Annotated in this window: 19 protein-coding genes; 5 read left to right on the top strand and 14 right to left on the bottom strand. The window is 65.2% G+C overall.

The genetic code is table 11. The annotated features are described in order from the left end of the window. Positions 1 to 13: 13 nt before the first annotated feature. Positions 14 to 1,072 carry a DNA polymerase IV gene (gene dinB, locus E4487_RS12960; RefSeq protein WP_037053613.1) on the bottom strand — a complete coding sequence of 353 codons (1,059 nt, stop codon included), beginning with the start codon at positions 1,070 to 1,072 and terminating at the stop codon, positions 14 to 16. Positions 1,073 to 1,153: 81 nt separating this feature from the next. Continuing rightward, entirely contained in the window at positions 1,154 to 1,750 is a 597-nt protein-coding gene (locus E4487_RS12955) for a TetR/AcrR family transcriptional regulator (protein WP_175253545.1), read from the bottom strand. Between the two features lie 194 nt (positions 1,751 to 1,944). Between E4487_RS12955 and E4487_RS12950 the strand changes: the two genes are divergently transcribed. Genes E4487_RS12950 through E4487_RS12940 form a run of 3 tightly spaced genes read left to right on the top strand, consistent with a single transcriptional unit; the run spans position 1,945 to position 6,100 of the window. Then, on the top strand, positions 1,945 to 3,402 hold the full coding sequence (locus E4487_RS12950) for an efflux transporter outer membrane subunit (RefSeq protein ID WP_175253544.1): 1,458 nt from the start codon (positions 1,945 to 1,947) through the stop codon (positions 3,400 to 3,402). Further along, positions 3,402 to 4,550: an HlyD family efflux transporter periplasmic adaptor subunit gene (locus E4487_RS12945; RefSeq protein ID WP_175253543.1), complete on the top strand. Its 1,149-nt coding sequence runs from the start codon at positions 3,402 to 3,404 to the stop codon at positions 4,548 to 4,550. Before E4487_RS12950 ends, E4487_RS12945 begins: the two co-directional genes overlap by 1 nt. Positions 4,551 to 4,552: 2 nt before the next feature. After that, positions 4,553 to 6,100, top strand: a complete 1,548-nt coding sequence (locus tag E4487_RS12940) for a DHA2 family efflux MFS transporter permease subunit (RefSeq protein WP_175253542.1) — start codon at positions 4,553 to 4,555, stop codon at positions 6,098 to 6,100. Between the two features lie 100 nt (positions 6,101 to 6,200). Here the strand turns inward: E4487_RS12940 and maiA are convergent, their stop codons facing one another. The 4 genes from maiA to E4487_RS12920 form a co-directional block, all read right to left on the bottom strand. After that, complete coding sequence (maiA, locus tag E4487_RS12935; protein ID WP_175253541.1) at positions 6,201 to 6,848, bottom strand: maleylacetoacetate isomerase; 648 nt, start codon at positions 6,846 to 6,848, stop codon at positions 6,201 to 6,203. Positions 6,849 to 6,866: 18 nt separating this feature from the next. Next, on the bottom strand, positions 6,867 to 8,177 hold the full coding sequence (gene fahA, locus E4487_RS12930; protein ID WP_175253540.1) for a fumarylacetoacetase: 1,311 nt from the start codon (positions 8,175 to 8,177) through the stop codon (positions 6,867 to 6,869). Positions 8,178 to 8,195: 18 nt separating this feature from the next. Further along, complete coding sequence (gene hmgA / locus E4487_RS12925) at positions 8,196 to 9,503, bottom strand: homogentisate 1,2-dioxygenase (RefSeq protein ID WP_150609059.1); 1,308 nt, start codon at positions 9,501 to 9,503, stop codon at positions 8,196 to 8,198. Positions 9,504 to 9,585: 82 nt separating this feature from the next. Beyond that, on the bottom strand, positions 9,586 to 10,947 hold the full coding sequence (locus tag E4487_RS12920) for an aromatic acid/H+ symport family MFS transporter (RefSeq protein ID WP_175253539.1): 1,362 nt from the start codon (positions 10,945 to 10,947) through the stop codon (positions 9,586 to 9,588). 208 nt (positions 10,948 to 11,155) lie between these two features. On the opposite strand from E4487_RS12920, the gene E4487_RS12915 reads away from it, so the two are divergent. After that, positions 11,156 to 12,070, top strand: coding sequence for a LysR family transcriptional regulator (locus E4487_RS12915; RefSeq protein WP_175253538.1), 915 nt, complete (start codon positions 11,156 to 11,158; stop codon positions 12,068 to 12,070). A 47-nt stretch (positions 12,071 to 12,117) separates the two neighbouring features. On the opposite strand, the gene E4487_RS12910 is transcribed toward E4487_RS12915, so the two are convergent. The 4 genes from E4487_RS12910 to E4487_RS12895 are packed head-to-tail and all read right to left on the bottom strand — an operon-like array spanning position 12,118 to position 18,180. Further along, entirely contained in the window at positions 12,118 to 13,515 is a 1,398-nt protein-coding gene (locus E4487_RS12910) for a DUF1254 domain-containing protein (RefSeq protein WP_175253537.1), read from the bottom strand. Positions 13,516 to 13,540: 25 nt separating this feature from the next. Then, a complete protein-coding gene (locus E4487_RS12905; RefSeq protein ID WP_175253536.1) occupies positions 13,541 to 14,932 on the bottom strand; it encodes a DUF1254 domain-containing protein in 1,392 nt (463 codons plus the stop codon). A 13-nt stretch (positions 14,933 to 14,945) separates the two neighbouring features. Beyond that, the gene (locus E4487_RS12900) at positions 14,946 to 16,304 is read right to left on the bottom strand and encodes a DUF1329 domain-containing protein (protein ID WP_175253535.1); all 1,359 of its coding nucleotides are present in this window, start codon (positions 16,302 to 16,304) and stop codon (positions 14,946 to 14,948) included. A 13-nt stretch (positions 16,305 to 16,317) separates the two neighbouring features. Then, positions 16,318 to 18,180 carry a DUF1302 domain-containing protein gene (locus tag E4487_RS12895; protein ID WP_175253534.1) on the bottom strand — a complete coding sequence of 621 codons (1,863 nt, stop codon included), beginning with the start codon at positions 18,178 to 18,180 and terminating at the stop codon, positions 16,318 to 16,320. A 285-nt stretch (positions 18,181 to 18,465) separates the two neighbouring features. Between E4487_RS12895 and E4487_RS12890 the strand changes: the two genes are divergently transcribed. Further along, complete coding sequence (locus E4487_RS12890; RefSeq protein WP_175253533.1) at positions 18,466 to 19,413, top strand: AraC family transcriptional regulator ligand-binding domain-containing protein; 948 nt, start codon at positions 18,466 to 18,468, stop codon at positions 19,411 to 19,413. Between the two features lie 13 nt (positions 19,414 to 19,426). On the opposite strand, the gene E4487_RS12885 is transcribed toward E4487_RS12890, so the two are convergent. The 4 genes from E4487_RS12885 to E4487_RS12870 all read right to left on the bottom strand — a co-directional run bounded on the left by E4487_RS12885 (position 19,427) and on the right by E4487_RS12870 (position 25,771). Further along, positions 19,427 to 20,389, bottom strand: a complete 963-nt coding sequence (locus E4487_RS12885; protein WP_150609042.1) for a LysR family transcriptional regulator — start codon at positions 20,387 to 20,389, stop codon at positions 19,427 to 19,429. 46 nt (positions 20,390 to 20,435) lie between these two features. After that, on the bottom strand, positions 20,436 to 21,389 hold the full coding sequence (locus E4487_RS12880; RefSeq protein WP_175253532.1) for a LysR family transcriptional regulator: 954 nt from the start codon (positions 21,387 to 21,389) through the stop codon (positions 20,436 to 20,438). 207 nt (positions 21,390 to 21,596) lie between these two features. Next, positions 21,597 to 22,523, bottom strand: coding sequence for a hypothetical protein (locus tag E4487_RS12875; RefSeq protein ID WP_175253531.1), 927 nt, complete (start codon positions 22,521 to 22,523; stop codon positions 21,597 to 21,599). Between the two features lie 62 nt (positions 22,524 to 22,585). Beyond that, a complete protein-coding gene (locus E4487_RS12870; RefSeq protein WP_175253530.1) occupies positions 22,586 to 25,771 on the bottom strand; it encodes a YadA-like family protein in 3,186 nt (1,061 codons plus the stop codon). Between the last annotated feature and the right edge of the window lie 44 nt (positions 25,772 to 25,815).

The raw sequence follows: 25,815 nt of genomic DNA, 5'->3' as shown, positions 1-25,815 counted from the left end.
GCCCCGCTTCCTGTCAGGCGAACAGATCCAGCTGTTCCTGGCGCCCACGCATGTCGTGCAGGCGAACGCCGACCCCAAGCAGACGTACGGGCCTCTCGCCCCGGGCGAAGGCGTTGCTCAGCAGCAGCCGGTAACTGTCCAGATCGAGGCTGGCGCCCGCCTGCTCCAGGGTGGTCTGGGTGAAGTCATGGAACTTGACCTTGACGAAGGGCTTGTCCGGCCGATAGCTGGCATCCAGACGCAGCAGGCGACCGCGCATTTCCTCGAGCAGCGCCGGCAACCTCTGCAGGCAACTCTCCAGGTCCGGCAGGTCCTGATCGAAGGTGTGCTCGACGCTCAATGACTGGCGTCGGCTGTCCACCTGCACGGCGCGCTCGTCGATGCCATGCGCCAGGCGCCACAGGCGCTCGCCGAAACTGCCGAACTCACGCACCAGCGCCAGCTTGTTCCAGTCGCGCAGGTCCATGCAGGTACGGATGCCCAGACGCGTCAGCTTGTCCGCCGTGACCTTGCCGACCCCGTGCAGCTTGTTCACCGGCAACTCGGCGACGAAGTCGTCGACCTGATCCGGCGTGATGACGAACAGCCCGTTGGGCTTACGCCAGTCACTGGCGATCTTGGCCAGGAACTTGTTCGGCGCCACGCCCGCCGATACGGTGATGTGCAGCTCCTGCGCCACGCGCCGACGGATTTCCTGAGCGATACGCGTGGCACTGCCGGAAAAATGCGGCGAGTCGCTGACATCGAGGTAGGCCTCGTCCAGCGACAGCGGCTCGATCAGATCGGTGAACTGGCGAAAGATGGCGTGGATCTCGCGGGAAACCGCGCGATAGGCCTCGAAACGTGGTTTGACGATCAGCAGGTCAGGACACAGCTTCAGCGCATGTCGCGAGGACATCGCCGAGCGCACGCCATACGCCCGCGCCTCGTAGTTGCAGGTGGCGATCACCCCACGCCGATCCGCAGAACCGCCCACCGCCAGCGGGCGGCTGGCCAGGCTCGGGTCGTCGCGCATCTCGATTGCCGCGTAGAAGCAGTCGCAGTCGACGTGGATAATTTTTCGCTGGCTCATAGGCCGTCGATTTTACGTGCATGCCCCCATGAAAGACGACAGCTGAATACCGCCCTTCATCCGTGCGCAGCAGCCCCCGGATCAGGCTCGGTACGCGCGCAGGAAGGTATCCACCGCCGCCGCCACCGCCTGCCTGAAGTCAACGACGGCCGGTTGCGCACCACACAGCAGCGGGTCCTTGATGCCCGCCTCGAGCAACCCCTTCAGGTGCAGGGCCGCCAGGTCCGGGTCGGCGGCGCGAAGAACCTTCTGTTCCATGAAACGGACCAGGTAGGCACTGATGGCGATTTCCGCACGGCGCGGACCATTGTCGAAGAGCGCCTTGTACAGCTCGGGATTTCCGTTCTCCACGATGGTGCAGCGGGTGACTGCCAGGCACTCCGGGGAGGTGATGATGTCGACGTAGGCCTCGCCGAAGCGCTGCAACGACTCAGCGACGTCTGCACTGCCATCATCCAGGATGCCCAGCAACGCATCGCATTGTGCCTCGACCGACTCGAGCATCACCGCCGCGAACAGCTCTTCCTTGGATTTGAAGTAGCTGTAGAGAGTCGCCTTGGAGCCACCGACCTTGTTCGAGATCATCGCCATGCTGGTGCGCTCGTAGCCGATCTCCTGGAAGATTTCCCGCGACGCGTCGATTATCGACTGACGCCGCTCGTTGGTTTTCACCCTCATTACCACCTCACCGTCAAACTGCTGAACCTGCGCGAGCATCGGGGCTCATGTTCCCCTTGAGGCATCGCTGCCTGGCGACGGGTACCTGTCGCGCAAGGCCTTCCCGCCTTTTCTGAACCGAACTGTACATTCTTATTGACGGCCCAGACCAGCCTCGATATTAATACCGTACAGTTCATTTATAGGAGGCACTCATGAGCCGCCGCCCTTCGCATCCCCTGAGCACGGCATGCGGATCGATAGTCCTGACGGTCGGGCTGGCCGTGCTGCCCGGTTGCGAGAGCATTCCTGATCTGGGCCCCGAGCCCTCGCCGGCGAGCGCATCGGCCTTCGACTCGAACGCAAGCCTGCCCGACGCCGCTGGCGAATGGCCCGTGGAGGGCTGGTGGAAACGCTTCGACGACGCTCAGTTGAATGCCCTGATTGCGGAGGGACTGGCGGGATCACCCGATATCGCCGTCGCCGCTGCACGAGTGCGGGCGGCGGACGCGCTGGCACAACAGGTCGGGGCCGCACTGCTGCCCAGTGTCGGGGCCGAGGCCAGCGCCGGAGGCGTGCAGCAGAGCGAGAACATGTCGCCTCAGCCGCAATTCGTCCCCAATGGCATCGACGATGTTGGCCAGGTGAATGCGACCTTCAGTTTCGATATCGATCTGTGGGGACGCAACCGCGCCGCACTTGCCGCCGCAACGTCCGAAGCTGAAGCGACGCGCATCGATGCGGCCCAGGCTCGGCTGATGCTGAGCACCGAAATAGCCTCCGCCTATACGGATCTCGCCGCCTATCACAATGCGCTGGACGTCGCGAACAGGGCCGTCCAGGTGCGCGCCGCCAGCGCGACCCTGACCAGGGACCGCGTGCGCACCGGGCTCGAAAACCGAGCTTCGGAGAAACAGGCAGAAAGCCGCGAAGCTTCTGCGCATGCGGACGTGGAAACCCTGAACGAAGCACTCGCGACGACGCGCAATCGCCTCGCCGCCCTGCTCGGCGCGGGACCTGATCGTGGCCGGCACATCACTCGACCAACCCTCGCGTCACCGCGACTCGCCCTCCCCGCCGACGCCGGGATCGAGCTGATCGGCCGCCGCCCCGACATCACTGCGGCACGTCTGCGTGCCGAAGCGGCCGCGAAGCGGATCAAGGTCGCGCGCACCGAGTTCTATCCAAACGTCAACCTGTCGGCCCTGGTCGGCGTCCAGTCGCTGGGCATTTCGACACTGTTCGGCTCGGGTTCCAGCTACGGCGATGCGGGGCTCGCGATCAGCCTGCCGATCTTCCAGGGCGGGCGATTGCAGGGGCGCTACCGAGGTGCCCGTGCCGACTACGACGTGGCGGTCGCAAGCTACGACGGCACCCTGGTCGCAGCCCTGCGCAGCGTCGCCGACCTCGTCGCCGTGCGTGCGGCGACCGACCGCCAGCTCGCCAGGCGCCACGACGCGGCGCAGGCAGCAAGAGAAGCCGCCAGGCTCACGGGACTGCGTTATCGGGCGGGGCTCGACAACCAGATCGTCCACCTGACGGCAGAAGACAGCATGGTCGCCCTCGACCGCTCGGTGGTCGAGCTCGAGGGCCGCAGGTTACAGCTCGATATCGCTCTGATCCGCGCACTCGGCGGCGGATACCAGGAACCGCAGACGGTAGGAAACAGATGATGACTCATGAAACGACGAACACGCTTGAGGATGCATCGGCAGCGCTGGACGCGCAGAACCTGGCGAAGCGCAGGAAACTGTTCCCGCTGCTGCTGCTCGTGATCCTGCTGATCGCCGGGCTCTTCGCCGTCTGGTACGTGCTCACCCAGCAAGGACGGGTGCATACCGACAATGCCTATGTGGGTGCCGACTCCGCGCAGATCACCGCCCTGGTCGCGGGTCCCATCCAGGCCGTTCCCGTGGCGGATACGCAGGAGGTCAGGAAGGGCGAGATCCTGGTGGTTCTCGACGATGCCGAATATCAGGTGGCCGTCGCTGAAGCCAGGGCGGCACTGGCGCAGGCCCGCCAGCACTACCGGCAGGCGGAGGCCAGCACCAGTGCGGCGCAGGCCCGCGTAACGGCGAGGGATGCGGAGATACTGCAGGCGAAAGCCCAGCTGCGCGACAGCAAGGCGGCGGTCGAGCGTACACGCGCCGAACTCGCCCGGCGAGAGAGCATCGCCGGAACCGGCGCGGTGTCTGCCGAAGACCTGACGGCGGCGCGCACGGCGTACCAGTCGGCACTGGCCGCACGTGACCTTGCCGAGGCGGCGATCAATTCCGCCCAGGCGGTTCGCGGCTCCGCCGACGGCGACTTCGGTGCGGCCGAGGTACTCACGCTCGGGCTGACCATCGACACCTCGCCGAATGTCGCCATGGCCAAAGCACGGCTCGACAGAGCGGAGCTCGATCTGTCACGGACCGTCATCCGCGCGCCGTTCGACGGCGTCGTCACCAACAAGCAGGTGCAGGTTGGCGAGCGTGTTGCTGCAGGCGCACCGCTGATGATCGTGGTGCCGGTGGCCAGCGTCTATGTCGACGCCAACTTCAAGGAAAGCCAGTTCGAGCGCCTGCGTATTGGACAGCCCGCCGAGCTGACCTCGGACTACCACGGCAGCGGGGTCACCTACCGCGGTACGGTGGTCGGCTTCAACGGCGGCACGGGAGCGGCCTTCGCGCTGATCCCGGCGCAGAATGCGACCGGCAACTGGATCAAGGTGGTGCAACGCCTGCCCGTGCGAATCGCCCTGGAACCCGATGACCTGAAGGCGTATCCGCTGCGCGTGGGTCTGTCGATGGACGTCACTGTCGATACCCGCGGAGAGTAGCCATGAGCAGCACTGCATCTGCCGAAGCCATGGCCATCACGCCCCAGCCGCTGCAAGGCATGCGCCTCGCGGCAGCAGCTTTCGCGCTCGGGCTGGCCAACTTCGTCGTCGTCCTCGACACCACCGTTGCCAACGTCGCGGTGCCGCATATCGCCGGTGGGCTGGCCGCCTCCGCGACGCAGGGAACCTGGGTGATCACCAGCTACGCGGTTGCCGATGCCATCGCCGTTCCCCTCACCGGCTGGCTCGCCATGCGCTTCGGCACGGTTCGCTGGTTCCTGTTCTCCATCATTGGCTTCGGCCTTTTCTCGCTGTTGTGCGGCCTTGCCCAGTCGATCGAGCAACTGCTCGCGTTCCGTGTCCTGCAGGGGTTTGCCGGGGGCCCGCTGATGCCGCTCTCGCAGATTCTGCTGATGCAGATATTTCCCAAGGAGAAGGCTGGAGCGGGCCTGGGCATCTGGGCGATGACCACCACCACCGCGCCGATTCTGGGGCCCATTCTCGGCGGCACGCTCAGCGACAACTGGTCCTGGCCCTGGATCTTCTTCATCAACCTTCCGGTGGTCGCCATCGTCGTCATGGGTTGCCTGGCGTTCATGAAGCCGTTCGAGACCCGACGCATCAAGGCACGGATCGACGTCATCGGGCTGATCCTGCTCGTCCTGTCGGTGGGCTCGTTCCAGATCATGATCGATGAAGGTCGCCTGCAGGACTGGTTCAGCTCGAACCTGATCATCGTGCTCGCCATCGTCGCCGCCATCTCCTTCGCTGCGTTCGTACTCTGGGAGTTGACCGCGAGCAACCCGGTGGTCGACCTGCGCGTGTTCCGCCATCGCGGTTTCACCTTCGCCGCGCTCGCCATGTCGCTGGGGTTCGCCGCCTTCTTCTCGCAGGTGGTGCTGACGCCACTCTGGCTGCAGCAGACGGCAGGCTATACCGCGACGCATGCCGGCTATGTCGTCGGTTGGCTGGGCTTCTTCGCCGTTCTGACCTCGCCCATCGCCGCCGGTCTGATCGGCAAGGTCGATCCACGCGTCACGATCTCGATCGGCCTGCTCTGGATGGCGTTCGTCTCGACCCTGCGGGCCGACTGGAACACCGATGTCGGCTACTGGACGCTGGTCATGCCCCACCTTCTGCATGGCCTGGGCATGTCCCTGTTCTTCGTCGGGCTCAGTGCCCTCGCCGTCAGCAGCGTTCCGGAAAGGGAGCAGACATCCGCCGCAGGTCTACTCAGTTTTCTCCGCACGCTCGCCAGTGCCATCGGCACGGCAGTGGCGATGACCGCCTGGGATTGGCAGGGCCGCACGTCCCGCTCCGAACTGACTGCGAGTCTGAACGACCCTGAAGGGGCGATGAGTCTGCTGCAGCAGGCGGGGCTGAGCTTCGAACAGGCACGCGTGGCACTCGAACAGCTGATCGAAGTGCAGGCCGCGACGCTGGGCGTGCTCAACCTCTCCATGGCCGCCGCCGTCGGCTTCGTGCTGGCCGCCATCGCGGTGTGGCTGGCGCCCAAGCCCAGGAGCGTGACACTGGGCAGCGGCCACTGAGGCAAGCCGCCGAGCGTCGCGTCAGAAGTGGTAACCGATGTTCAGGTTGGTCCGGCATGGCGATGGTGCCGGTGCCACGTTTCCCTCGCCGGATGGCCGCTCACTCGGCGTCCGGCTGCGCCTCGGGGGCGGCCGACTGGAAGGGCTCCAGCTGCCGGCACTGCTCGACGATCCGCCGTATCGTCGGATAGGCGCTCAGCGGCACCCTGAAACGCTCGGCATTGAAGACCTGCGGCAGCAGGCAGCAATCCGCCAGCGAGGGCGTGTCGCCATGGCAGAAGCGACCGGTGTCGGGAGACTCGGCCAGCATGCGTTCCACGGCGCTGAAGCCACGCTCGACCCAGTGCCGATACCAGGCGTTGCGGCCGTCGGCGTCGATATCGAGCTGCCGCTCCAGATAGCGCAACACCCGCAGGTTGTTCAGCGGGTGGACCTCGCAGGCGATCGTCTGGGCCAGCGCCCGCACGCGCGCGCGGCCCAGCGGATCTGCCGGGAGCAGTGGCGGCTGAGGATGGCACTCGTCCAGGTACTCGATGATGGCCAGCGACTGCACCAGGGTCGCATCGCCATCACTCAGGACAGGCACCAGCTCATTCGGGTTGAGCGCAGCGAAATCGGGCACATGCTGCTGGCCACCGTCCTTCAGCAGGTGCACCGGCACGGCATCCCAGGCCAGCCCCTTGAGGTTGAGCGCGATACGCACGCGGTACGACGCCGAACTGCGGAAATAGGTGTAGAGCTTGAGCACGCTTCAGGCCCCCTTCGCTCAGGCCAGCGCCGGCAGCAAGGTGGCCGCGCACTCGCCAAAGCCGATGCGCGCAGCGCCAGCCCTCTCGCACCAGCCGCGCAGTTCCATGCGATCGCCATCCTCCACGAAGGTACGCTGCTCACCATTGGGCAACACGACAGGCTGCTTGCCGCCCACCGTGAGTTCGATCAGCGCGGCCGCCTGGTCGAGCGTCGGGCCGGACAGCGTGCCGGTGCCCAGGATGTCGCCCGCGCGCAGGTTGCAGCCATTGACCGTGTGATGCGCGACCATCTGCCCCAGGGTCCAGTAAGCGTGGCGGTAGTTGGTGGCGCTCAGCCGCGTGGCGGCCTGCTCTTCGGCGCGCATCCGCGCGGTCTGCATGAGGACTTCCAGCTGGATGTCGAGCGCGCCTTCCTCACGGTCGCCAGGGGCGTTCAGGTAAGGCAGCAGCTCTGGGTCCTCGGCGTCACGCACCGGTGGTGCGGTGCGGTATGGGGCCAGCGCCTCCAGGGTGACGATCCATGGCGACAGCGTGGACGCGAAGTTCTTGGCCAGGAACGGACCGAGCGGCTGGTATTCCCAGGCCTGGATGTCACGCGCCGACCAGTCGTTGAGCAGCGACACGCCAAACACATGGCTCTCGGCCTCGGCCAGGGGAATGGCCTGGCCATGGGTGTTGCCCCGCCCGATGTACACCGCCAGCTCCAGTTCGATGTCCAGTTTCCTGCTGGCCGCGAAGACCGGTGCGCTGGCGCCTGGCGGCAGGATCTGCCCGCAGGGACGATGGAAGTTCTCGCCGGACACGATCAGGCTGGAGGCACGCCCGTGGTAGCCGATGGGAATCCATTTGTAGTTGGGCATCAGCGGGTTGTCGGGGCGGAACAGCCGCCCGATGTTGGTCGCATGGTGCACCGAGGTATAGAAATCGGTGTAGTCGCCAACCTGCGCCGGCAGGCTGTATTCGGCATCGGCCTGCGCGACCAGGCAGCGATGCAGCACAACGGCCTCGCGTGCTCCGGGGCGCAGCGCCCGCGACAGTGCCAGACGCAGGTCGGACCACGCCGCCGGCCCCATGTCCATCAGGCGGTTCAGGCTGGCCTCGCCTGCGGCGGCGGCCGCATCACCGCTGAAGATGCCGGCAGCGAAGGCGGCGTGCATATCGAGAATCTGCTCGCCGATGGCGACGCCGCCGCGCCAGGGTTCGTCGCTGCCGCGGCGGCGGAAAACCGCGAACGGCAGATTCTGGATGGGGAAGTCGCTGCCCTTCAGGTTGGCGGACTCGACCCAGCTGACGAGCGAAGGGTCATGGGTTTCGTTCAAGGTAGCCATGTGTCGATTGTCCTGCGCTTACTTGCGGTCCGGGTTGAAGTGCTTTTTCAGGCCCTGCCAGCACTGTGCGTAGTCGCGCTGCAGGTGCGGTGACTGCATGGCGTAGGGCGTGGGGATCAGGGGCATCGGTGTCTCGAACATGAAGGCCATCGTGTCCTTGATGTAGTCCGGCTGATCGATATTGCGCGTGGATGAGCTCTCGAAGGTCTCGGCGTCGGGCCCATGGCCGGTGAAGCGGTTGTGCAGGCTGCTGCCGCCCGGGGCGAAGCCCCCGGCCTTGGCGTCGTAGACACCGTGAATCAGGCCCATGAACTCGGACGCCACATTGCGGTGGAACCAGGGGGCGCGGAAGGTATGCGCCATCGCCAGGGTACGCGGCGGGAAGATCACGAAGTCCAGGGTGCCCAGCCCCGGCACGGCAGTGGGCGCGGACAGGACCAGGAAGATGCTCGGGTCCGGGTGGTCGTAGCTGATCGAGCCGATTGCGTTGAAGCGCCGCAGGTCGTACTTGTACGGTACATGGCTGCCTTGCCAGGCCACGACATCGAACGGCGAGTGGCCCATCTTCGCGCGCCACAGGTTGCCGCTGAACTTGGCGATCAGCTCGTGCTCACCCTCGACGTCCTCGTACCAGGCGACAGGCGCCTGGAAATGCCGCGCCGCAGCCAGGCCATTGGAGCCGATCACCCCCAGGTCCGGCAGCCTCAGGTCCGCGCCGAAGTTCTCGCAAATGTAGCCGCGCGCGCTGCCATCCGGCAGGCCGACACGAAAACGGACGCCGCGCGGGATCAGCACGACCTCCTGCGGCTCGGCGTCGATCAGGCCGAACTCCGTGGTGATGTGCAGGCGGCCTTGCTCCGGCACGATCAGCATCTGCGCATCCGCGTTGTAGAAGGCACGCCGGCCCATGGACTGGTTCGCCGCATACAGATGCACCGCGATATCGACGTTGCCGGCCATCGTGACCATGCCCTGGAGGAAGTCCGTCGGCTCGCTCGGCAGCGGCAACGGGTTCCAGCGGAACTGGTTGGGCGAAGCCTCGGTGTCACTGAAATCACTGACCAGCTGGCCGTTGTCGATGCGCTCGAATGGCTGGTGCATCGACGACGGCCGGATGCGGTACAGCCAGGAGCGCCTGTTGAGATGGCGCTGCGCCGTGAATGCCGTCCCCGAGAACTGCTCGGCGTACAGCCCATAGGGGCACTGCTGCGGCGAGTTCTGTTCGCTCGGCAATGCACCTGCCAGCGCCTCGCTGCTGAACTCGTTGCCGAAGCCGTGCAGGTAGCACAGGTCGTCACGGGTTGCGGAATCAGGTTTGACGGTCATGATTTCACTCCTTCAATGCGAGATGACGACCTGCCCCGCCAGGCGGCCGTCAGGAACGTGGAGCAGAGGCTGGCTCCGGCCATCAGTGCACGATGTCGCCGTCGACCCGTGCTGCAGGTGCAGACGCAGTACCTCCCGTATGGGCGAACAGGAACAGCATCAGCGCGGCGATCACCGTGGGGACGGCCATCGCCAGGAAAATCTCGCTGTTGCTCCACTCGAACTGGATCAGCAGGCCGCCGAGCACGGGACCGGCGATGGAGCCCCAGCGCCCGATGCCCAGGCTCCAGCCCAGGCCGGTGGAACGCAGCGCGGTCGGGTAGTAGGTCGCGGCCAGGGCGTTGACCGCCGGCTGGCCGCCGATGATGCAGAAACCGGTCACCGTCACCACGAGGAACAGCAGGGGCAAGCCGATGCCCGGCTGCCCGATCAGCGCGATGCTGAGTGCGGCAAGGGCGAAGCACGGCACCAGTACCTTGAAGAAGCCGATGCGGTCGATCACCGGCCCCATCAGCAAGGTGCCGAGCACACCCCCGACCTGCAGCGTGGTGCCCACCATGACGGCCGTCGAGGTGGACAGGCCGGCACTGGTGGCGATGGTCGGCAACCAGCTCGAGAGGAAGTACAGGTTCAGCAGGTTCATGAAGTTCACCACCCACAGCAGGACAGTCGCCACGCCGCGTCCCTCGCGAAAAAGCTCCACCACCGGGGCGCCACCCTGCGCGGTCTCCGCCAGGGCATAGCGGGTACTGCCATCCACTTTCAGCGAGGGGTCGATCCTGCGCAGCGTCCTGCCCACTTCATCCAGGCGTCGGCCCTTGACCACCAGAAACTGCATGGACTCGGGCACGTACACGTACATCAGCGCCGCGATCAGCAGCGGGAAAATGCCGCCGAGATAGAACACCGACTGCCAACCCCACAGGGGAATCATCCAGGCCGACACCAGGCCTCCCAGCACCGCGCCGACGGTGTAACCGCAGGACACCAGCATCATCAGGGTGACGCGCTTGTTCCGGGGGCTGAACTCACCCACCAGCGCCAGCGCGTTCGGCATGATGGCGCCGAGGCCAAGGCCGGTGACGAAGCGGATCACCTGCAACTGGCCAATGCTCGTCACGTGGGCCGTCACCAGCATGCACAGCGAGAAGAACACCGTGGCCCAGATGAGTACGGGGCGGCGGCCGATCTTGTCGGCCAGCACGCTCAGCGTGAGCGAACCCACCAGCATGCCGAAGAGCCCTGCGCCGAACACCGGCCCCAGCTCGGCCTTGCTCACGCCCCAGTCGGCAATGATGGCCGGGGCCACGTAGCCCATCGACTGCACGTCGAAGCCATCCATGACCACGGTGAGCCCCACCATGATCAGGATCCAGAGCTGGCTGCGGCTGAGCCTGTTGCTGTCGATGACCGAAGGAATGTCGATGGTCTGCACGGCGCTCATACGCGAGGTCCTTGTGCAGATGGCGCGTGCTCGAGGAACGGCGATGGGCCGCCAGCGTCACGGCGACCAGGGCGTGCGCGCCCTGCATTGCCCGGCGTTGGATCATTGAACATGACTTGTCTCCGCTTGACCGAGATACGTGTACATTGGATGACCGATGCACTTATTGAACAAATGGTATTTTTCGATCAACTTATCGGAACAAACGATGAATGTTACCTTGCGCCAGTTGCGCGCCTTCGTCACGCTGGCCAAGCTCGGGAGCTTCACCGAAGCCGCCACGGCCCTGCACATCACCCAACCCACGCTCAGTGGCCTGATCAAGGAGCTCGAGCAGGCGCTGGGGGTGCAGATCGTCAACCGCACGACGCGCAAGGTAGAGCTGTCCAGCGTCGGCAAAGAGTTCCTGCCGCTGACCGCACGCATCCTCCAGGACCTCGACGAAGCACTTCGGGCCATCACGGATATCAAGGAATTCAAGTCGGGCACCGTGCGCGTCGCTGCGCCGCAACTGATGGCCTGCACGCTGCTCACCGATGTCGTCAGCTCGTTCTCGCAGCTGTACCCAGGGGTCGACGTGCGCCTGTCCGACAGCCTGGTCGAGGACGTGCTGCCGAGGGTACAGGGTGGTGAAGTGGATTTCGGGATCGGCCCGGAGCGCACGGAAAACCGGGACATCGCGGCGCACCTGCTGTTCGACATGCCCTTCGTCGCCGTGCTGCCACAACAGCATCCGCTGACCCGGCATGAGCACCTGACCTGGGCGGAGTTTCTGGGCCACCCGCTCATCTCTCTGGAAGGCGAGTACACGCAGATCCTCCGCCGGGAACTGCACGCGGCGTCGGACCAGCTCAACTACGCGCCGACGAAGGAAGTCTCCTTCATGACCACGGCGCTGAGCATGGCCAGCGCCGGCCTGGGTGTAACGGTATGCCTGCCCTATGCGCGCTCCCTGCTCAGCCTCTACCAGCTGCAGACCCGGACCCTGAGCGAGCCCACGGTACGCCGCAAGTTCCACCTGCTGGTGCGCAAGGATCGTGTGATCTCACCCGCCGCCCAGGCTTTTTTCGACTACCTGCTGGCCTACGTCGCGCAACAGAAATGGGGCTCCATGGCGCAGTAATGACGCCACTGTGCCCGCGCGATGCGGCGCTGCCGGCGTGTCGGGCCTCACAGGCGCTCGATAGCCGGCATGTGCCACTGACCGTCGAGCAGGCGCCGCTCCGGCAGGTAGATGCGCCCGGTCAGGCTGAACGGCCCGCTGGGTGGAATCGGCAACCAGTTGCCCTGCTGCTCGGCGGCCGGTGCCTCGCGCTGCAACCACAGGTCGAGCGAGCCGTCGGCGTTGTAGCGCAGCGGGTCGCGGTCACCCAGCGCATAGCGACGCTGCGGGTTGGCGATCAGGTAACCGTCACCGTCATAGGCCGTCACCGACCAGAACGCCCTGGCCGGCGGCAGCTCGCCGGCGGCGAAATGCAGGCGGTAGCGTCGTCCCCCCTGCAGCGGCTGGCCCTGGCCATCGAGATTGGCGTTCGGGTAGATCGCGTCGGCTGCCAGGTTCGCACCGAAACCCGCCATCGCCACCACCGCGCGCAGCCCGTAATCCGTGCCGTAGTCGCCGATATGCAGCGGTGGCTCACGCCAGCCGTTGACCAGCCCTTGCGTGTCCTGCAGCGCCCGCTGCATCTCGCGCCCGGCCAGCCAGATACCCAGGCGCACGGTCTGTCGCTGCAGCCAGTTCCACTGCGGTGCTGCACCAGCGCGTACGCCAAGCTGGCGCAGCTCGGCGACGGCGGCGCTGTCGGCAGGCGCGGCGGGGTTGTCCTGCAGCAGGGTGGCCAGGCGAGCGAAGAAGTCCTGCGCGCTCAGCCCCCGCATCTGGTACAGCGGAGCTGGCCTGGAACTCTGCGGCATGGCGAATGGCAGCGCCGGGCTGGCGCTGCCCTGCTGCCAGTCCTGCAGGCTGCGCAAGCGCACGCCGGCCTGGATCGCGTGCACCGTCGGGTAGTCGGCCTTGCCGTTGGTCTGGATACGTCCCAGCAACCAGGCGAGACGCGTCGGTGAACGCAGCAGGGTCAGCCCTGCCGGCACCTGCCCGTCCCAGTGCGGGCCGACCAGCAGGAAGCTTCCGCCCTGGCTGCCGAGTGTGCGACTGCCAAGGCTGGCGAAGACGTTGCTCCAGGCATCGAGAAACTGCATCAGCAGGTAGCGCTGGCTGGCCGGCACTTCGAACACCCAGGGCCCGGCATCCAGGTCCAGCCAGGCCTGGGTGTAGAGGGTGTCCACGTTGGGCCGCACGAACACGCGGTAATCCGCGTCGGGAAAGGCCGGCATGTGCACCAGGCGATTGGCCGGCGCGATGTCGCTGACGAAGTCGTGCCGGGTAAGGTCAGCCAGCACCAGCGGATAGCCGAACACATAGCCCCGAGCCGCCAGGCCCAGGGTTTCGCGCTGGCTCCACGCCAGACCGCCGCTCAGCAGCGCAGCCAGCACGCCCAGAAGCAGCAGGCGACGCCACAGCGTACGCGGTTTGCGCAGCAGGCAGGGGGACAGCTTCAGGTCGTTCATGAACGTTTTTCCGTATTCAGGTTGCTCATGGCAAACGCTGGATGGCCGGCGGCACCCACTGCTTGTCCAGCACCGCTTTCCTGGGCCAGTACAGGCGCAGGAACAGGCTGAAGTCCTCCGCCGGGGCCGGCAGCCAGTTGCTCAGCTGCTCGGGCGCCTGGGGCTGCTCGTGCTGCACATACAGGTCGAGCGAGCCATCGGCGTTGTAGTGCAGGTCGCTGTCACCGCTGAGGGCATAGCGCTTCAGCGCATTGGCACTGAGAAACTGCTGACCGTTGTAGAGGGTCAGCGACCAGAAGGCGCGCACTGGCGGCAGTTGCTCCTTGCCGAAGTGCAGCACGTAGCGATGCGCGCCTGTGAGGGGCTGGCCCTGCTGGTCATTCCACAGGTTGGGGTAGATCGCGTCCGCCGCCAGGTTGGCACCCAGGGCGACCTTCGCCACGATCGCCCGCTGCTCGTAGCGGGTACCGTAGTCGCCCAGGTCATAACCGATCCGCCAGCCGTTGAAGGTCGGCAACTGTTCCAGCACTTGCTTGCTGTTGGCCATCACCTCCAGCACCTTCTCGTAACCAAGGGCACTGCCGAGCCGCTGCAAGGGTGACAGGCGCGCCAGGCAACCCGGGCCGAGCAGACCGGTCGCCCGGATGCGCTGCATCATCGGCGCGTCGGCGGCGCTCGCCGGGTTGTCCTTGAGCAACTGGCAGAAGGTGGCGAAGAACTCGTCCTGGCTCCAGCTGGCGACCTGGCGATCCGGTGACGGGCTCAGCGCCAGTCGCGGCAGCTCGACCATGGCCACCGGCGCCGCTGCTCCCGCCGGCTGTCCCTGCCAGGTGCTCAACGGCATCAGCCTGAAGCGCTCCTGCAACTGGGTGACCGCCTGGTACTCCTGCTGATTGGCGCTTCTGATGCGGCCGATCAGCCAGGCCAGCTGGGTCGGCACCCGGATCAGTTCCAGCCCTGCGGGCGTCTCGCCCTGCCAATCCGGCCCGGCCACCAGATAGCGCCTGGCGGCCGTGCCGATGGTGCGGGTCCCGGGACTGGTCACCACATTGCTCCAGGCATCCATGATCTGCATCATGTAGAAATGCCCACGGGTGTCGGGAATCTCCATCACCAGCGGCTCGCGGCGCAGGTCGAAGTGGCTGATGCTGTAGAGCGTGTCGATGTTCGGCGACACCACGCCATTGAACTCCGGATCAGGGAAGCGCTTGGCGTGGTTGAAGCGGTTCATCGCACTGGTGCCGATCAGCATCTGGTGCTGCTTGGTGACCTCCATCATCACCAGAGGGAAACCGAACAGGTAGGCCTGCGCGGTGTCCCTGGCCTGCTGGATCAGGTTGTAGCCAGCCAGACCCAAGCCCCCCAGCACAGCGGCAGCGATGCCCAAGCCCAGGCGCCATTTCTTGTTCAGTGACATGTCAGGCTCTCCTTCAGCGGACGCCGGCATTGCGCAGCGCGGTGGGGGTGTACTCGGCTGCCAGCGCTTCGAAACCGAACTCCAGGCCGCCACGCTCCTCGTTGCGCATGCCCGAGGCGATGTAGCGGCCATTGAGCAGGTCATACAGCGCCTCGACGCCCATCCAGGGAATCTGCTGGTCGTAGCGGTAGCTGCTGTAGCCCTCACCGACGCGCCACAGCGTACCGCGTGCGTCGTAATGGTCGGCCAGGGCGATCTGCCAGGTGTCTTCGTCGATATACAGCTCGCGCTTGGCATAGATGTGGCGCTGCCCGTCCTTGAGTGTGGCCTGCACCACCCAGACGCGGTGCTTCTCGTAGCGGGTCAGGTCGGAGTTGATGTGCCCGGGCTTGACCAGGTCGGTGTACTTCAGTTGCGGCGATTCGAGCTGGTAGTTGTTGTAGGGGATGTAGACTTCCTTCTTGCCCAGCAGCTTCCAGTCGTAGCGATCCGGCGCGCCGTTGAACATGTCCAGGTTGTCCGCCACGCGCTGGCCTTCGGAGGCCGGATAGGGGCCGTCGTAGGCCACCTGCGGGGCACGCCGCACACGCCGTTGGCCGGCACTGTAAAGCCAGGCCATGCGCGGCTCCCTGACCTGATCGAGGGTCTCGTGAACCAGCACCACGTCACCGGAAAGACGCGCCGGCGCGGTCACCGTCTGCTTGTAGTAGAACAGCACGTTGCCCGGGTTCTGCGGGTCATAGCCCTTGATCTTGTCGCGGTAGCTGAGCTGCTGCCGGAAGTGCACCGGGGTGAAGGTGCCACTGGCCAGCGGAGTGGCCTGCACGTGGCTGCGCCGGGTACTGCCACCGCGGTAGCGGGTAATGTGGTTCCACAGCACTTCCAGCCCGCTCTGCGGGATCGGGAAGGGATAGGCGGTGTCGAGGTCCTGCAGACCATTGCCCCCCTCCACCAGCCTGGCCAGGCGCGCGTTGCGGGCGATGGCCTGGTAGACCTCGTCCGGCAGCGCGGCACTGCGGTGGGTGGGAAAAACCCGCAGGCGATAGCTGTCCGGGTAGCGCTTGAGCATCGCCATCTGCCCCGCACTCAACTGCTCGCGATGCTGCTCGGCGTTCTGCGCCGTGATGACCAACAGCGGCTGCTCGGCCTCGAATGGATTGCTCAGGAAGCCGGCGGCATCGAGGCGGCCGGCTTCCTTCGGCAGGCCACCCGTCCATTCGGGAATCGAACCGTCGGCATTGCCGGCGCGCTCCGCGCCGACCGGGGTCAGGCGGGTGCCGAGCGTGGCGGCTGCTTCGGCGGAGACGGCTGCCTGAGCGTTGCCACAGATCAGGGCGGCCAGGACGGCAAGGATCAGAGGTGTCTTGTGCATGTTCGCTCTCCGCTCAGAATGACACGCCAACGCTCAGCGCCACGAAATCGCGGTCCACGTTGACGTTGTAATCACCGCCGAAATAGTCGGTGTACGACAGGCTGGCGCTGTAGGTGCTGAGGTAGCTGGCATCGAGGCCCAGGCTGATGGCCTTGGCCCCTTCGTTGAACCCCGGCTCCGGGCCGTAGCCGCTGACATCGTGGGACCAGGCCAGATTGGGGTTGAGCTGTACACCGGGGATCAGGTTGCTGAACTCCCAGATCGCCCGTACCCGATAGCCCCAGGCATGGCGCGTGGTGAAGCCTTCGTCGGTGCAGTTGCCTGGCGAACTGGCGTTGGTGGCACCGGTGCAGAGGGCATTGTCGGGGTACAGCTCGCCCGGCCCGTAGAGCGTGCTGCGGCCATAGCGCACGCCTCCCTTGCCCTCCAGTCCGCCGACCCAGGAGCTGGCAACCTCACCGACCAGTATCAGCCGGTCGGCACCCATCACCTGATCGAAGAAATGCGTGGCCGTGATCTGCGCCTGGGTGACCTCCTTGCGGCGGTAGCCATAGATGTCCATGTCGTTGCCCAGTGCCGTGTCGCCGGAACTCACCAGCGGCGTGGCAGCTCCCCTCCCGAGCACTGCCAGCACCTGGTCCAGCGGGTTGATCTGCACCGGCATGTTCGGCCGGTAGCTGATCTCGCCCGCCAGCGTGGTACCGCTGTCCAGGCTGGTATTGAAGCTCAGGCCATAGAGGCGGATGTCCTCCGGAAAGGCGGCGAAGTAACGCGCGCTTCCCAGACGGTATGCCTGCACCAGGCCCTGCCCGGCAGCACTGCCGATGAAACCGGCGCAACCCGGCCTGGGAATGCCGAGGTGGGCGCACAGCTGCGGAGCGAAATCGAGATTGCGGGTATTCGGCCCGGTCGTGGTACTGAAATAAGGCTGACGGCTGTGGTAATTGATGAAGTAGCCGGCGAATTCACTGTTCAACTGCGGGGCGAACCAGCGCAACGCCACTCCCCACTGACCGCTGTCACGCGCATCGCGGTCGGCACTGCGCGGCACCTTGACGCCCTCCCCCGTCAGCTCGATGCCGAACGGGGCAAGCGCCGTCTGGGCGGTAGCGCTCCGATCGAGAGCCGGCCCCGTGCGCAGTTGATCGCAGCCCTCGGCGATCACATCGGTCTGGGAGAAGAAGGTGCCGCAGTTGTCGACCACCGTCTGATCCCACTCCAGCTGATAGAAGCCCTCCACGGAGAGGTCGTCGGTGATGTTCTGCGACAGGTAGAACAGGTTCACCGGTATCAGGCCTTCCTTGATTTCCGCGCCCGGGCGGCGGAGGGCGGCAACGTCCAGCGGATTGATGCTGTTGATGCCGCCCTGGATGAAGGTGCTCTCGCCCCAGCTCACCACCTGCTTGCCAAGGCGCACGGCGCCTGGCAGCTCACCGATCAGGTAGTTGTGATAGATGAAGGCATCGAGCGCCTGGGCGCCGGCGGACTTGGCCCCCTCCTTCGCTTCGCGGTCGTCGATCGCCTTGTACTCACGATGCTCGTCCTTGAGCTCGACGTCGTACCAGTACTTGCCGCGCAGGAACACGCCGCTGTCGCCGTACCTGAGCTCCAGGTCGTGAATGCCCTTGAAGATCTTCGAGAAGGTCTTGCCCTGCTCGAAGTTGCGCCGACCATCGTCGCCGCTGTGGTAGACGATCAGCTCTGGCTTGGGGTTGCGCAGCGCCCAAGCCGCGCCGACCGAGAGGTTCGAGTCTAACTGGCCTTCGATTTCGCCGAGCTGGAAGGTCAGCGCCGATGACGGCACACAAGCGAAACTGGCAAGGCTGGCGGCAACGGCAAGGCGTGCCTGCCGCCAGGGCAGATGATGGGCGTTCATGGGATGAGTACCTCTTCTCTTGTTCTTGTAGGTTGCAACAGACGGTTTTTTGCGGATCGCAGCTCGAGCTGTGCTCGATCGCTCGACCCGCAAGCCGTGACGCCCCGACGACTTCGCCCGACTGAAGAACGTCGCCATTGCTGTCGTCGGGAGGCTGGGCCACGACGACACGTGTTGAGTTGTCGGTGAGTAGGTGCGCGCTCCTGGCTGCTCTTGTCGGTTTGCCCAACTGGGCGATACACGGATAATGAAAGCCTGTAGAGCTCACTCAGTGGCAGGCGCGAAATGGACAGAATCCCCTTAGGAGTGGCCAATCTGCAGCGCTATCACCGCGGCGCTCTGGGGGAGGTACTGGAACGCTACCTGCGTGGCACTCAGCGCTGCCGCGAGGGCGACTACAGCATGTTCAGCCTGGAGCAACTGCTGACCGAAGCGCAGCAGCACGACCCCGCCATCGGCCTGAACCTGTTCGCCCACTTCAGCGCACAGGATCGCCACATGCTGGCGCACGCCAGCAAGTACTGCGCGAACGTCGACGAGGCGCTGCGTTTCTGGGCCCGCTATGCGCGTCTGGCGTCGGACATGGACCATGTGAACTATGTCGAGGAGCAGGCCGGCGCCGCGATAGAGGTGTGGGTGGAGGCGCCGGAAATGCTGGCACGCTTCATCATCGAGCACTATTTCACCATGTGCATGACGCTGACCAACGAGGCCAACTCGGGCCAGCTGCAACCCATGCGGATCGACTTCGCCCACCCTCGCCCGAGCTACCACGAACACTACGGGAGGGTCTTCGGTGAATCCGTGCGTTTCGGCTGCCCAAGCAACCGGCTGGTCTATTCACATGCCGACCGCAAGGTACCGTTGCAGACTCGTCATGCCGGGATGTTCGAGGTGGTCTGCCAGGAGCTGGATCGCTGCCTGGCTCGTCAACATCAGCTCAGTGGCTGGGCGGGAAAGGCAGCCCAGGGCATGCGCCGTGTGCTGAGTGAGGGGCGCGTACCCGGGCTGGAGGAGCAAGCCAGCGCCTTGCACCTGAGCTCGCGGACATTGCGTCGGCGCCTGGAGGAGCAGGGACTGAGTTTCCGCCAGTTGCTCGATCTGGTACGTCTGGAGCTGGAGCAGCAGCTGCAGTTGCAGGGCGTGGTGCCTGCGGAGATTGCCACCCGTCTGGGCTACAGCGATCTCGATGCCTACCAGCATGCGCGGCGGCGTTGGCGAGGGGATGACTGAGGCCAGCACCGGCCTAAGGGGTCGAGGCAGCTGCCCCGGCATGGCTGATCACCACGAGGTCGTGCGGACGCAGGTGCAGCTTGGCGTCGTTGCTCATCATCTGAAAGGCCCAATCGACAAAGGCCCGGACCCTGGCCGACAGGAAGCGGTTGGCCGGATAGACGATGTGCACGGGCTGCGGTCGCAGGTGCCACTGAGGCAATACCGGAACCAGCCGACCTTGCCTCACCAGGTGTTCCACGGCAAACGGGGAAGCAGGCGTGATGCCTGCGCCCATCGTGGCGGCGGCAACCGCGGACTCAGGGTCATCCAGCAGCAGCCTCGGCGGACGCTTCAGATCGTACGCGGATGCGCCCGAACGCAGGAACCAGGGCCTCGGCGTGTTGGTTCTCGGGTCGAACCAGCCCACCAGGTCGGCCCGCTCGAGCATCTCTGGCTCTGCAGTGGGCCCGAAATCCTGCAGGTAGCCCGGGCTGGCATAAAGGCCGGCATGCACATCCATCACGTGGAGCGCACTGAGCGAAGAGTCATCAACAGGGCCTCCGCGGATGGCACAATCTATTCCGTCCTCGAGCAGGTTTCTCACCTGATGGTGGGCACCGAGCAATACCTGGATCTGCGGATAGCGATCGCGAAACTCGATCAGTTTCGGAGACAGTATCCATCGGCTGAACGCCGTCTGCGTCTCCACTCGCAAGCGCCCCCTGGGCGAGCTCGTCCCCCCAGCGAGGCGCGCCTCGAGTTCCTCGATGCTGTCCAGGACCTGCCGGCACTGTTCGGCATACACCAGGCCATCGGCAGTCAGGCTGACGGCACGGGTGGTACGGTGCAGCAAGCGCACACCCAGCACTTTCTCCAGATCGGCGACCCGTTGGGATACCCGGGCCTTGGGTATACCCAGCACATCGGCAGCCCGGCTGAACGATCCATGCTCGACCACGCAACTGAAGGTCCTCATCGCACTCAACTTGTCCATATGAGTCACCTTGAACGACAACGATAGACAGGCCAGGGACGCCGCATCATCCAGGGCGCCGGTCCGGTGCCTGCTGGGAGCGCGCCAGGGCGGGCCGGGGAAATGCCCCGTCCGGGCACATCACTTCAACGGCCCAATCGACGAACGCCCGAACCCGGGCCGAAAGGTGGCGGCTGGTCGGGTAGACGATATGCACCGGCTGCGCCATGAAATGCCATGCCGGAAGCACGGGGACCAGCTGTCCCTGGGCGATATGGCTGTCCACGGCAAAGCGCGGAGAAAGGGTTATCCCGCCCCCCTCCAGCGCCGCAGAAACCGCAGACTCGGGGTCGTCGAACACCAGCCCGGGGGACTTCTTCAGGTCGTACTCGACGTCTTCCGAGTACAGACACCAGGGCTTCGCAGCATTCGACTCGGAGTTGAACCAGCCGAGCAAATCGGCCTGTTCGAGGCACCCCGGTGAATCCAGCACACCGAAGCGCTCCAGGTATCCCGGGCTTGCATACAGCTGGAACGACACATCCATGAGGTGACGGGCGATGAGCGATGAGTCATTGAGATGACCACTGCGTATGGCGCAGTCGATGCCGTTTTCCAGCAGATGCCGAGCCCGGTCATAGACACCCAGATGAAGCTGGATCATGGGGTAGCGACGGCGAAACTCGGTCAGGCGGGGCGCGAGAATCCAGCGGCAGATCGAGGTCTGGGCATCCACCCGCAGGTAGCCTTTCGGTGCACTGACCGCACCGCTCATGCTCGCTTCGAGTTCATCGACATCGTCCAGGATCTGCCGGCAGCGCTCCACGTAAGCCGCTCCGTCGACGGTCAGCTTCATGACCCGCGTACTTCGCTGCAGAAGCCGTACTCCCAGCTCGCTCTCCAGGTCGGATACGAGCTGTGAAATCCGCGTACTGGGCACGCCGAGGGAGTTGGCGGCCTGACTGAACGACCCCAGGTCCACCACCCGGCAGAGGATTCGCATCGCGCCAAACTTATCCATAGAAGCCACTCCACGCGCTCAAGGGTCAGGGTTAGGCGGCCTTGCCTACAGTGGGGTGATACTTCCTCAGGTCAAGCGTAGTCCAGGTGCAAAGCGGGGATGACAAGCGGAGCGAGGCGTGTCAGGTACGGCCTGGATACGCAGCTGCCTGATGATTTCCGCGGTGACACCGGCTCATCTCGGGACAAGGCACCACACAGGAGTATCTCAAGGCTGTTGCTCGACACTCGGGGCCAGCAAACCGTCGATCGCCGGCTCGAAATAGGCCACCTGCAACGGATAGGCCTGCCCCATCAGCTCACCCTGGCCGTACCAGATCACGCCATTCTGGCGCAGGGTCATGCCGTCACGGCCGTACTCGAACAGACTGCCCACCGAGCTGCTGAAGGCGAAGCGATCAGTGTCCATCTGCAGCAGCTTGTACGTGGAGCCTGCCGGCGGCAGCTGCGCCTCGATGCACTCGAGATAGACCGACGCGAGCTTCTCGAACAACTGCGTCGCCTGCTCGCGGTACTCGTTGACCGTGAGACCGGGACGACGCTGCAACTCGGCAGCGATCAGAACAAACACATCGGCGTTGGCGCGTGCTGCTGCCAGCTTGAGCGGCAACACGTTGGCAAGGCGGGCATTGTCGACCTGCAAGACCGGCTGCTTACCCTGTTCGGGCGCCTTGCTCTGCGTCTCACCCTGAGGGACGGCCACCGTCAGCTCGGACACGTCCACCGGCGACAGCACCGTGGTCGCCAGGTATGCGGCACAGGCAGTGGCCTGCGCAGAGCGGTCAGAATTGACCAGCAACGACAGGTCGTGACCGTGCTTGGGAACATGGGCCACATCGACATTCTGTTGAACGAGAAATGCGTTGACCTGCTCCTGCTTGGCCTGTCCACGCGCCAGTCCGCACACCTGCATCATCACGGCGTGGTTGCGCTGCCCCGCGAAGGTCGGCGACAACGAAAACACGGCATCCTGAATGATCGGCAGCGCCGGAATGTTCACCCAGTTGCGCGGAACGGTCGGCGTGGCGGGTTGCTCGCTCCGGCAGCCAGCCAGACTTGTCAGCATCACGAAAAGGGTGATGCCGAAGGGGCGCAGCAGCGGTTTTTTCCCGCTCGGAACGGTCATGTTCAGCATAGGTGCCTCTGGTTCTTCGAATGTTGGAAATGCCGGCTACATCTGCTCTCGGGAAACAAGGGTCACCACTGGTAGCCGATACCGACCGACAGCCCCAGGTCGCCCTGGCTGTTGGTGTTGCCCTGCAGCTTGGTCACCCACCTGCCGCTGTCGGAAATGCGTGACACACCAATGGCCAGGGCGGACTGGCCGCGATAGCTGCTCAGCCCCGCCGCAGTCATGCTGGCGCCCGGGGCATAGGGCTGCGGCAGACTGGCCATCGCCATGGCACCGGCAATCCCGGCGCTGAGGATGTCGTCCTGCTCGTGCAGGTCGTTCTTCAGTTCGGCAAAACGTTGGTCGGTGTAACTGTTGGCGTTGCTGGTGATGCCGTTGACGCTGCTGTTCAGCTGAGCGAGGTTGACTGCATCGGTGTCCTGAGTGCCCGCCGCGACATTGGTGATCTGGCGCTCCGCGCCGGCACTGCCGACCGAGACGCTGTTGTCACGATCCGCTACCGCGTTGGCCCCCAGGGCGACGGAGTTTTCCCGGCTGGCACTGGCTCTGGTGCCGATGGCCACGCTGCTGCCAGCCGAGGCCACGGCTCCCGAGCCACCAGCGACCGAGTCCAGCCCCCCAGCCTGGGGCGCGACCGGTGCATTGCCCTGATTGACCCGAAACATGCCAGCATCACCACGCTCGACCTGGGTGACACGCGCATCGACGACCTTCACCTCGTTCGTCACCTGGCTCACATCGCCGCTGACCGCGGCGATCTTCTGGTCGACACCCTTGAGCTGGGCGACGTTCACGGCATCACTGTCCCCGGAGCCGGCAGCCACCCCGGTGATCTGCCGATTCCCTGCGGCAGTGCCGACACCGACCTCACCCACGGAAGTCTGCGTCCCGCTCAGCGCGAAGGCGGCGTAGTTCGCCTGTGCCCCGCGATCGGCCACCGAGTCTGCGCCCAGCGCCACCGAATTGGCCTGGCTGGCACTGGCATTGGCGCCAATGGCCACGCTGCTGTCGCCAGTCGCCTGGGCAGCGCTGCCCACGGCTGTCGCACCCTGGCCCGACGCCTCGGCCTCATTCCCCATCGCCACGGCGCTGGAACCGCTGGCCCGGGCATCGGGCCCCACAGCGACCGAGTCCGTACCGCTCGCCACCGCGTCGGCCTTGTTCGAGCTGGCGCGAAAGTACTTGATACCGCCGCCATTGTTGAGCGTGGCCAGCGATCCCTCGAGCGTGCTGACCCGACCATCGATCAGGGTGACCTGTTCGTTGGTCTCGTTGAGCTGGAACAGGTTCACCGCATCGCCGCCATTCACGCCTGCCGCGACGTTCAGGATGCGGGTGCCGGCAGCGTCGATGCCGCTGGCGGTGAGGCTCGGCCCCCCCACGATGGTCAGGCCATTGCCATTGAGCAGGGCGTTCCCGGCGGACAGCGATGTCACCGCAAGGTCATCGCTCAGGTCGAAGGTCACCTCCTCACGGCCGTTGCGGGTCGCCTGGCCGATGACCAGGTTGCCATCGGCGTTGCGCAGATTGACCTCACCACCCGGGGCCAGGTTAATCGCCCCGCCGCCTCCGGTACTCAGTCCCCATCCCGCATAGGCCGCCGTACTCACACTGCGCAACTGCGCCACGTTGACCGCGTCGCTGTCTTCGGTACCGGCAGCCACACCGGTGATCTGACGAAAGACCGCACTCCCGGCATCCCCCACCGCCAACGCCCCCGTGGTGCTTTCGGTCGCGACGATGCGCGCATCCAGGCGGTCGATGGCATTGCTGGCCGGGTTGTAGCCCGCCATCCCCATGCCGGTATCGGCGATGGAGCCATTACCCAGTGCCACGCCTCCGGCCACAGTGACATCCGCCACGTTGCCGATCACGAAAGCATCAGCCACATCCAGGTCGTTACCGTTACCGATGATGCGACTGCCGGTAGCCGTTGCCCGCAACGTACTGCCGTTGCCAAACACCCCCGCATCGTCGGCGCTGATGCTGTTGTCGTTGCCCAGCGAATAGGACCCCGTCCCGGAAACGGTCGTCGGGTCACCAATGGCGCCGGACTTGTTGCCACTGACCCTGTTGCCGAAGCCGATACTGATCGCTTGAATGCCTGACGCCTGGGCATTGCTGCCGATGGCAATGGCATCCGTCGCGGATGCCCTGGCCTGATAGCCGATCGAGACGGAGTTCGACGTCTCGATAGTCGAGCCAGCCCGAACGCCCAGCGCGATATTGGCGGCACCGATGACACTGCTGCCAGCAGATAACCCGATGGCAACGTTGTTGTCGCCATTCACGGTCCGCCCCGCCTGATAGCCCGTCGCGACGTTGGCACTGCCACTGGAATCCCTGCCGGCATCGGCTCCCCCGGCAAAGTTGTAAGACCCCGTCAGATCGATTCCGGCGTCCAGACCGATGGCCGTATTGGCAGTGCCTGTGACGTTGTGCCCCGCCCAGGCCCCGAACGCCGAGTTGTAATCACCCTGCACATTGTTCGAGGTGAAATGCCCCATGCCGGTATTGCTTTGTCCTTCGCTGTAGGAGCCCGCGTCGAAGCCGACGAACGCATTGTCGATCCCCTGTATCTGTTGGCCCGCGCTCTGTCCAACCATCAGGTTCCGCTCGCCCATCGCCCCCGATCCGGCCAGTGAGCCGATGACGATCATGCCGCTCGACTGAGCTTGCGCGCCGCCCCCCAGCGCCAGGCTGTAGGAACCAACGGCATTGGCGTAGGCACCAAGGGCCACGGAAGACTCGCCCAATGCCTGGGACTCGCCCCCCAGGGCCATTGCGTTCAGCGCCATGGCCTGAGCGTTGGTCCCGAGGTAGATGGCGTTGCCAGCCGCCGCCTGGCCTTGCATGCCGATGCCAATCGAGTTGGCACCAGAAGACAGGCTGAAGTTGCCCCCGATATTGATCGCATTGATATCGCTGGCCTGGGACTGCGAACCGATGGCGATGCCGTCCATACCGGTGACCGTAGCGGCGCTGCCAATGGCGATGGCCGCGTTCTCGCAAGCGCTGGCGCCGTCCCCGATCGCGATGCGGTCATCGGCAGCGACCACGCAATCGGTACCACCGGCCACCTCATAGGCCTCAACCGAAGAGAGCGATGCGACGCCGCCAATCAGCCCGACGGCCAGCAGGCCACGCCGCACAACAACCGAACGGGACGTGCCGTAACGCGTTCTCCACACGGATACAACCCTGACGGGGCCGCGAAAGATATCCCGGACTAAGCAATCAATCGGACTCATAAGTTCCCTTATCGAGAGAAACTCTCTATCAATCTGCAACACCA

Source organism: Pseudomonas sp. BMW13 (assembly GCF_013357275.1).
In the GTDB taxonomy this organism is placed as follows: domain Bacteria; phylum Pseudomonadota; class Gammaproteobacteria; order Pseudomonadales; family Pseudomonadaceae; genus Aquipseudomonas; species Aquipseudomonas khazarica.
Note: the sequence above shows the minus strand (reverse complement) of the source record. Positions and strands in the feature narration are given on the sequence as shown.

Coding starts and splice junctions, on each gene's coding strand:
- E4487_RS12870 (WP_175253530.1), bottom strand. CDS start 25,771: ATGAGTCCGATTGATTGCTTAGTCCGGGATATCTTTCGCGGCCCCGTC.
- fahA (WP_175253540.1), bottom strand. CDS start 8,177: ATGGCTACCTTGAACGAAACCCATGACCCTTCGCTCGTCAGCTGGGTC.
- E4487_RS12905 (WP_175253536.1), bottom strand. CDS start 14,932: ATGTCACTGAACAAGAAATGGCGCCTGGGCTTGGGCATCGCTGCCGCT.
- E4487_RS12940 (WP_175253542.1), top strand. CDS start 4,553: ATGAGCAGCACTGCATCTGCCGAAGCCATGGCCATCACGCCCCAGCCG.
- E4487_RS12910 (WP_175253537.1), bottom strand. CDS start 13,515: ATGAACGACCTGAAGCTGTCCCCCTGCCTGCTGCGCAAACCGCGTACG.
- E4487_RS12890 (WP_175253533.1), top strand. CDS start 18,466: ATGGACAGAATCCCCTTAGGAGTGGCCAATCTGCAGCGCTATCACCGC.
- E4487_RS12895 (WP_175253534.1), bottom strand. CDS start 18,180: ATGAACGCCCATCATCTGCCCTGGCGGCAGGCACGCCTTGCCGTTGCC.
- dinB (WP_037053613.1), bottom strand. CDS start 1,072: ATGAGCCAGCGAAAAATTATCCACGTCGACTGCGACTGCTTCTACGCG.
- E4487_RS12900 (WP_175253535.1), bottom strand. CDS start 16,304: ATGCACAAGACACCTCTGATCCTTGCCGTCCTGGCCGCCCTGATCTGT.
- E4487_RS12920 (WP_175253539.1), bottom strand. CDS start 10,947: ATGAGCGCCGTGCAGACCATCGACATTCCTTCGGTCATCGACAGCAAC.
- E4487_RS12885 (WP_150609042.1), bottom strand. CDS start 20,389: ATGGACAAGTTGAGTGCGATGAGGACCTTCAGTTGCGTGGTCGAGCAT.
- E4487_RS12880 (WP_175253532.1), bottom strand. CDS start 21,389: ATGGATAAGTTTGGCGCGATGCGAATCCTCTGCCGGGTGGTGGACCTG.
- E4487_RS12915 (WP_175253538.1), top strand. CDS start 11,156: ATGAATGTTACCTTGCGCCAGTTGCGCGCCTTCGTCACGCTGGCCAAG.
- E4487_RS12945 (WP_175253543.1), top strand. CDS start 3,402: ATGACTCATGAAACGACGAACACGCTTGAGGATGCATCGGCAGCGCTG.
- E4487_RS12950 (WP_175253544.1), top strand. CDS start 1,945: ATGAGCCGCCGCCCTTCGCATCCCCTGAGCACGGCATGCGGATCGATA.
- E4487_RS12875 (WP_175253531.1), bottom strand. CDS start 22,523: ATGCTGAACATGACCGTTCCGAGCGGGAAAAAACCGCTGCTGCGCCCC.
- hmgA (WP_150609059.1), bottom strand. CDS start 9,503: ATGACCGTCAAACCTGATTCCGCAACCCGTGACGACCTGTGCTACCTG.
- E4487_RS12955 (WP_175253545.1), bottom strand. CDS start 1,750: ATGAGGGTGAAAACCAACGAGCGGCGTCAGTCGATAATCGACGCGTCG.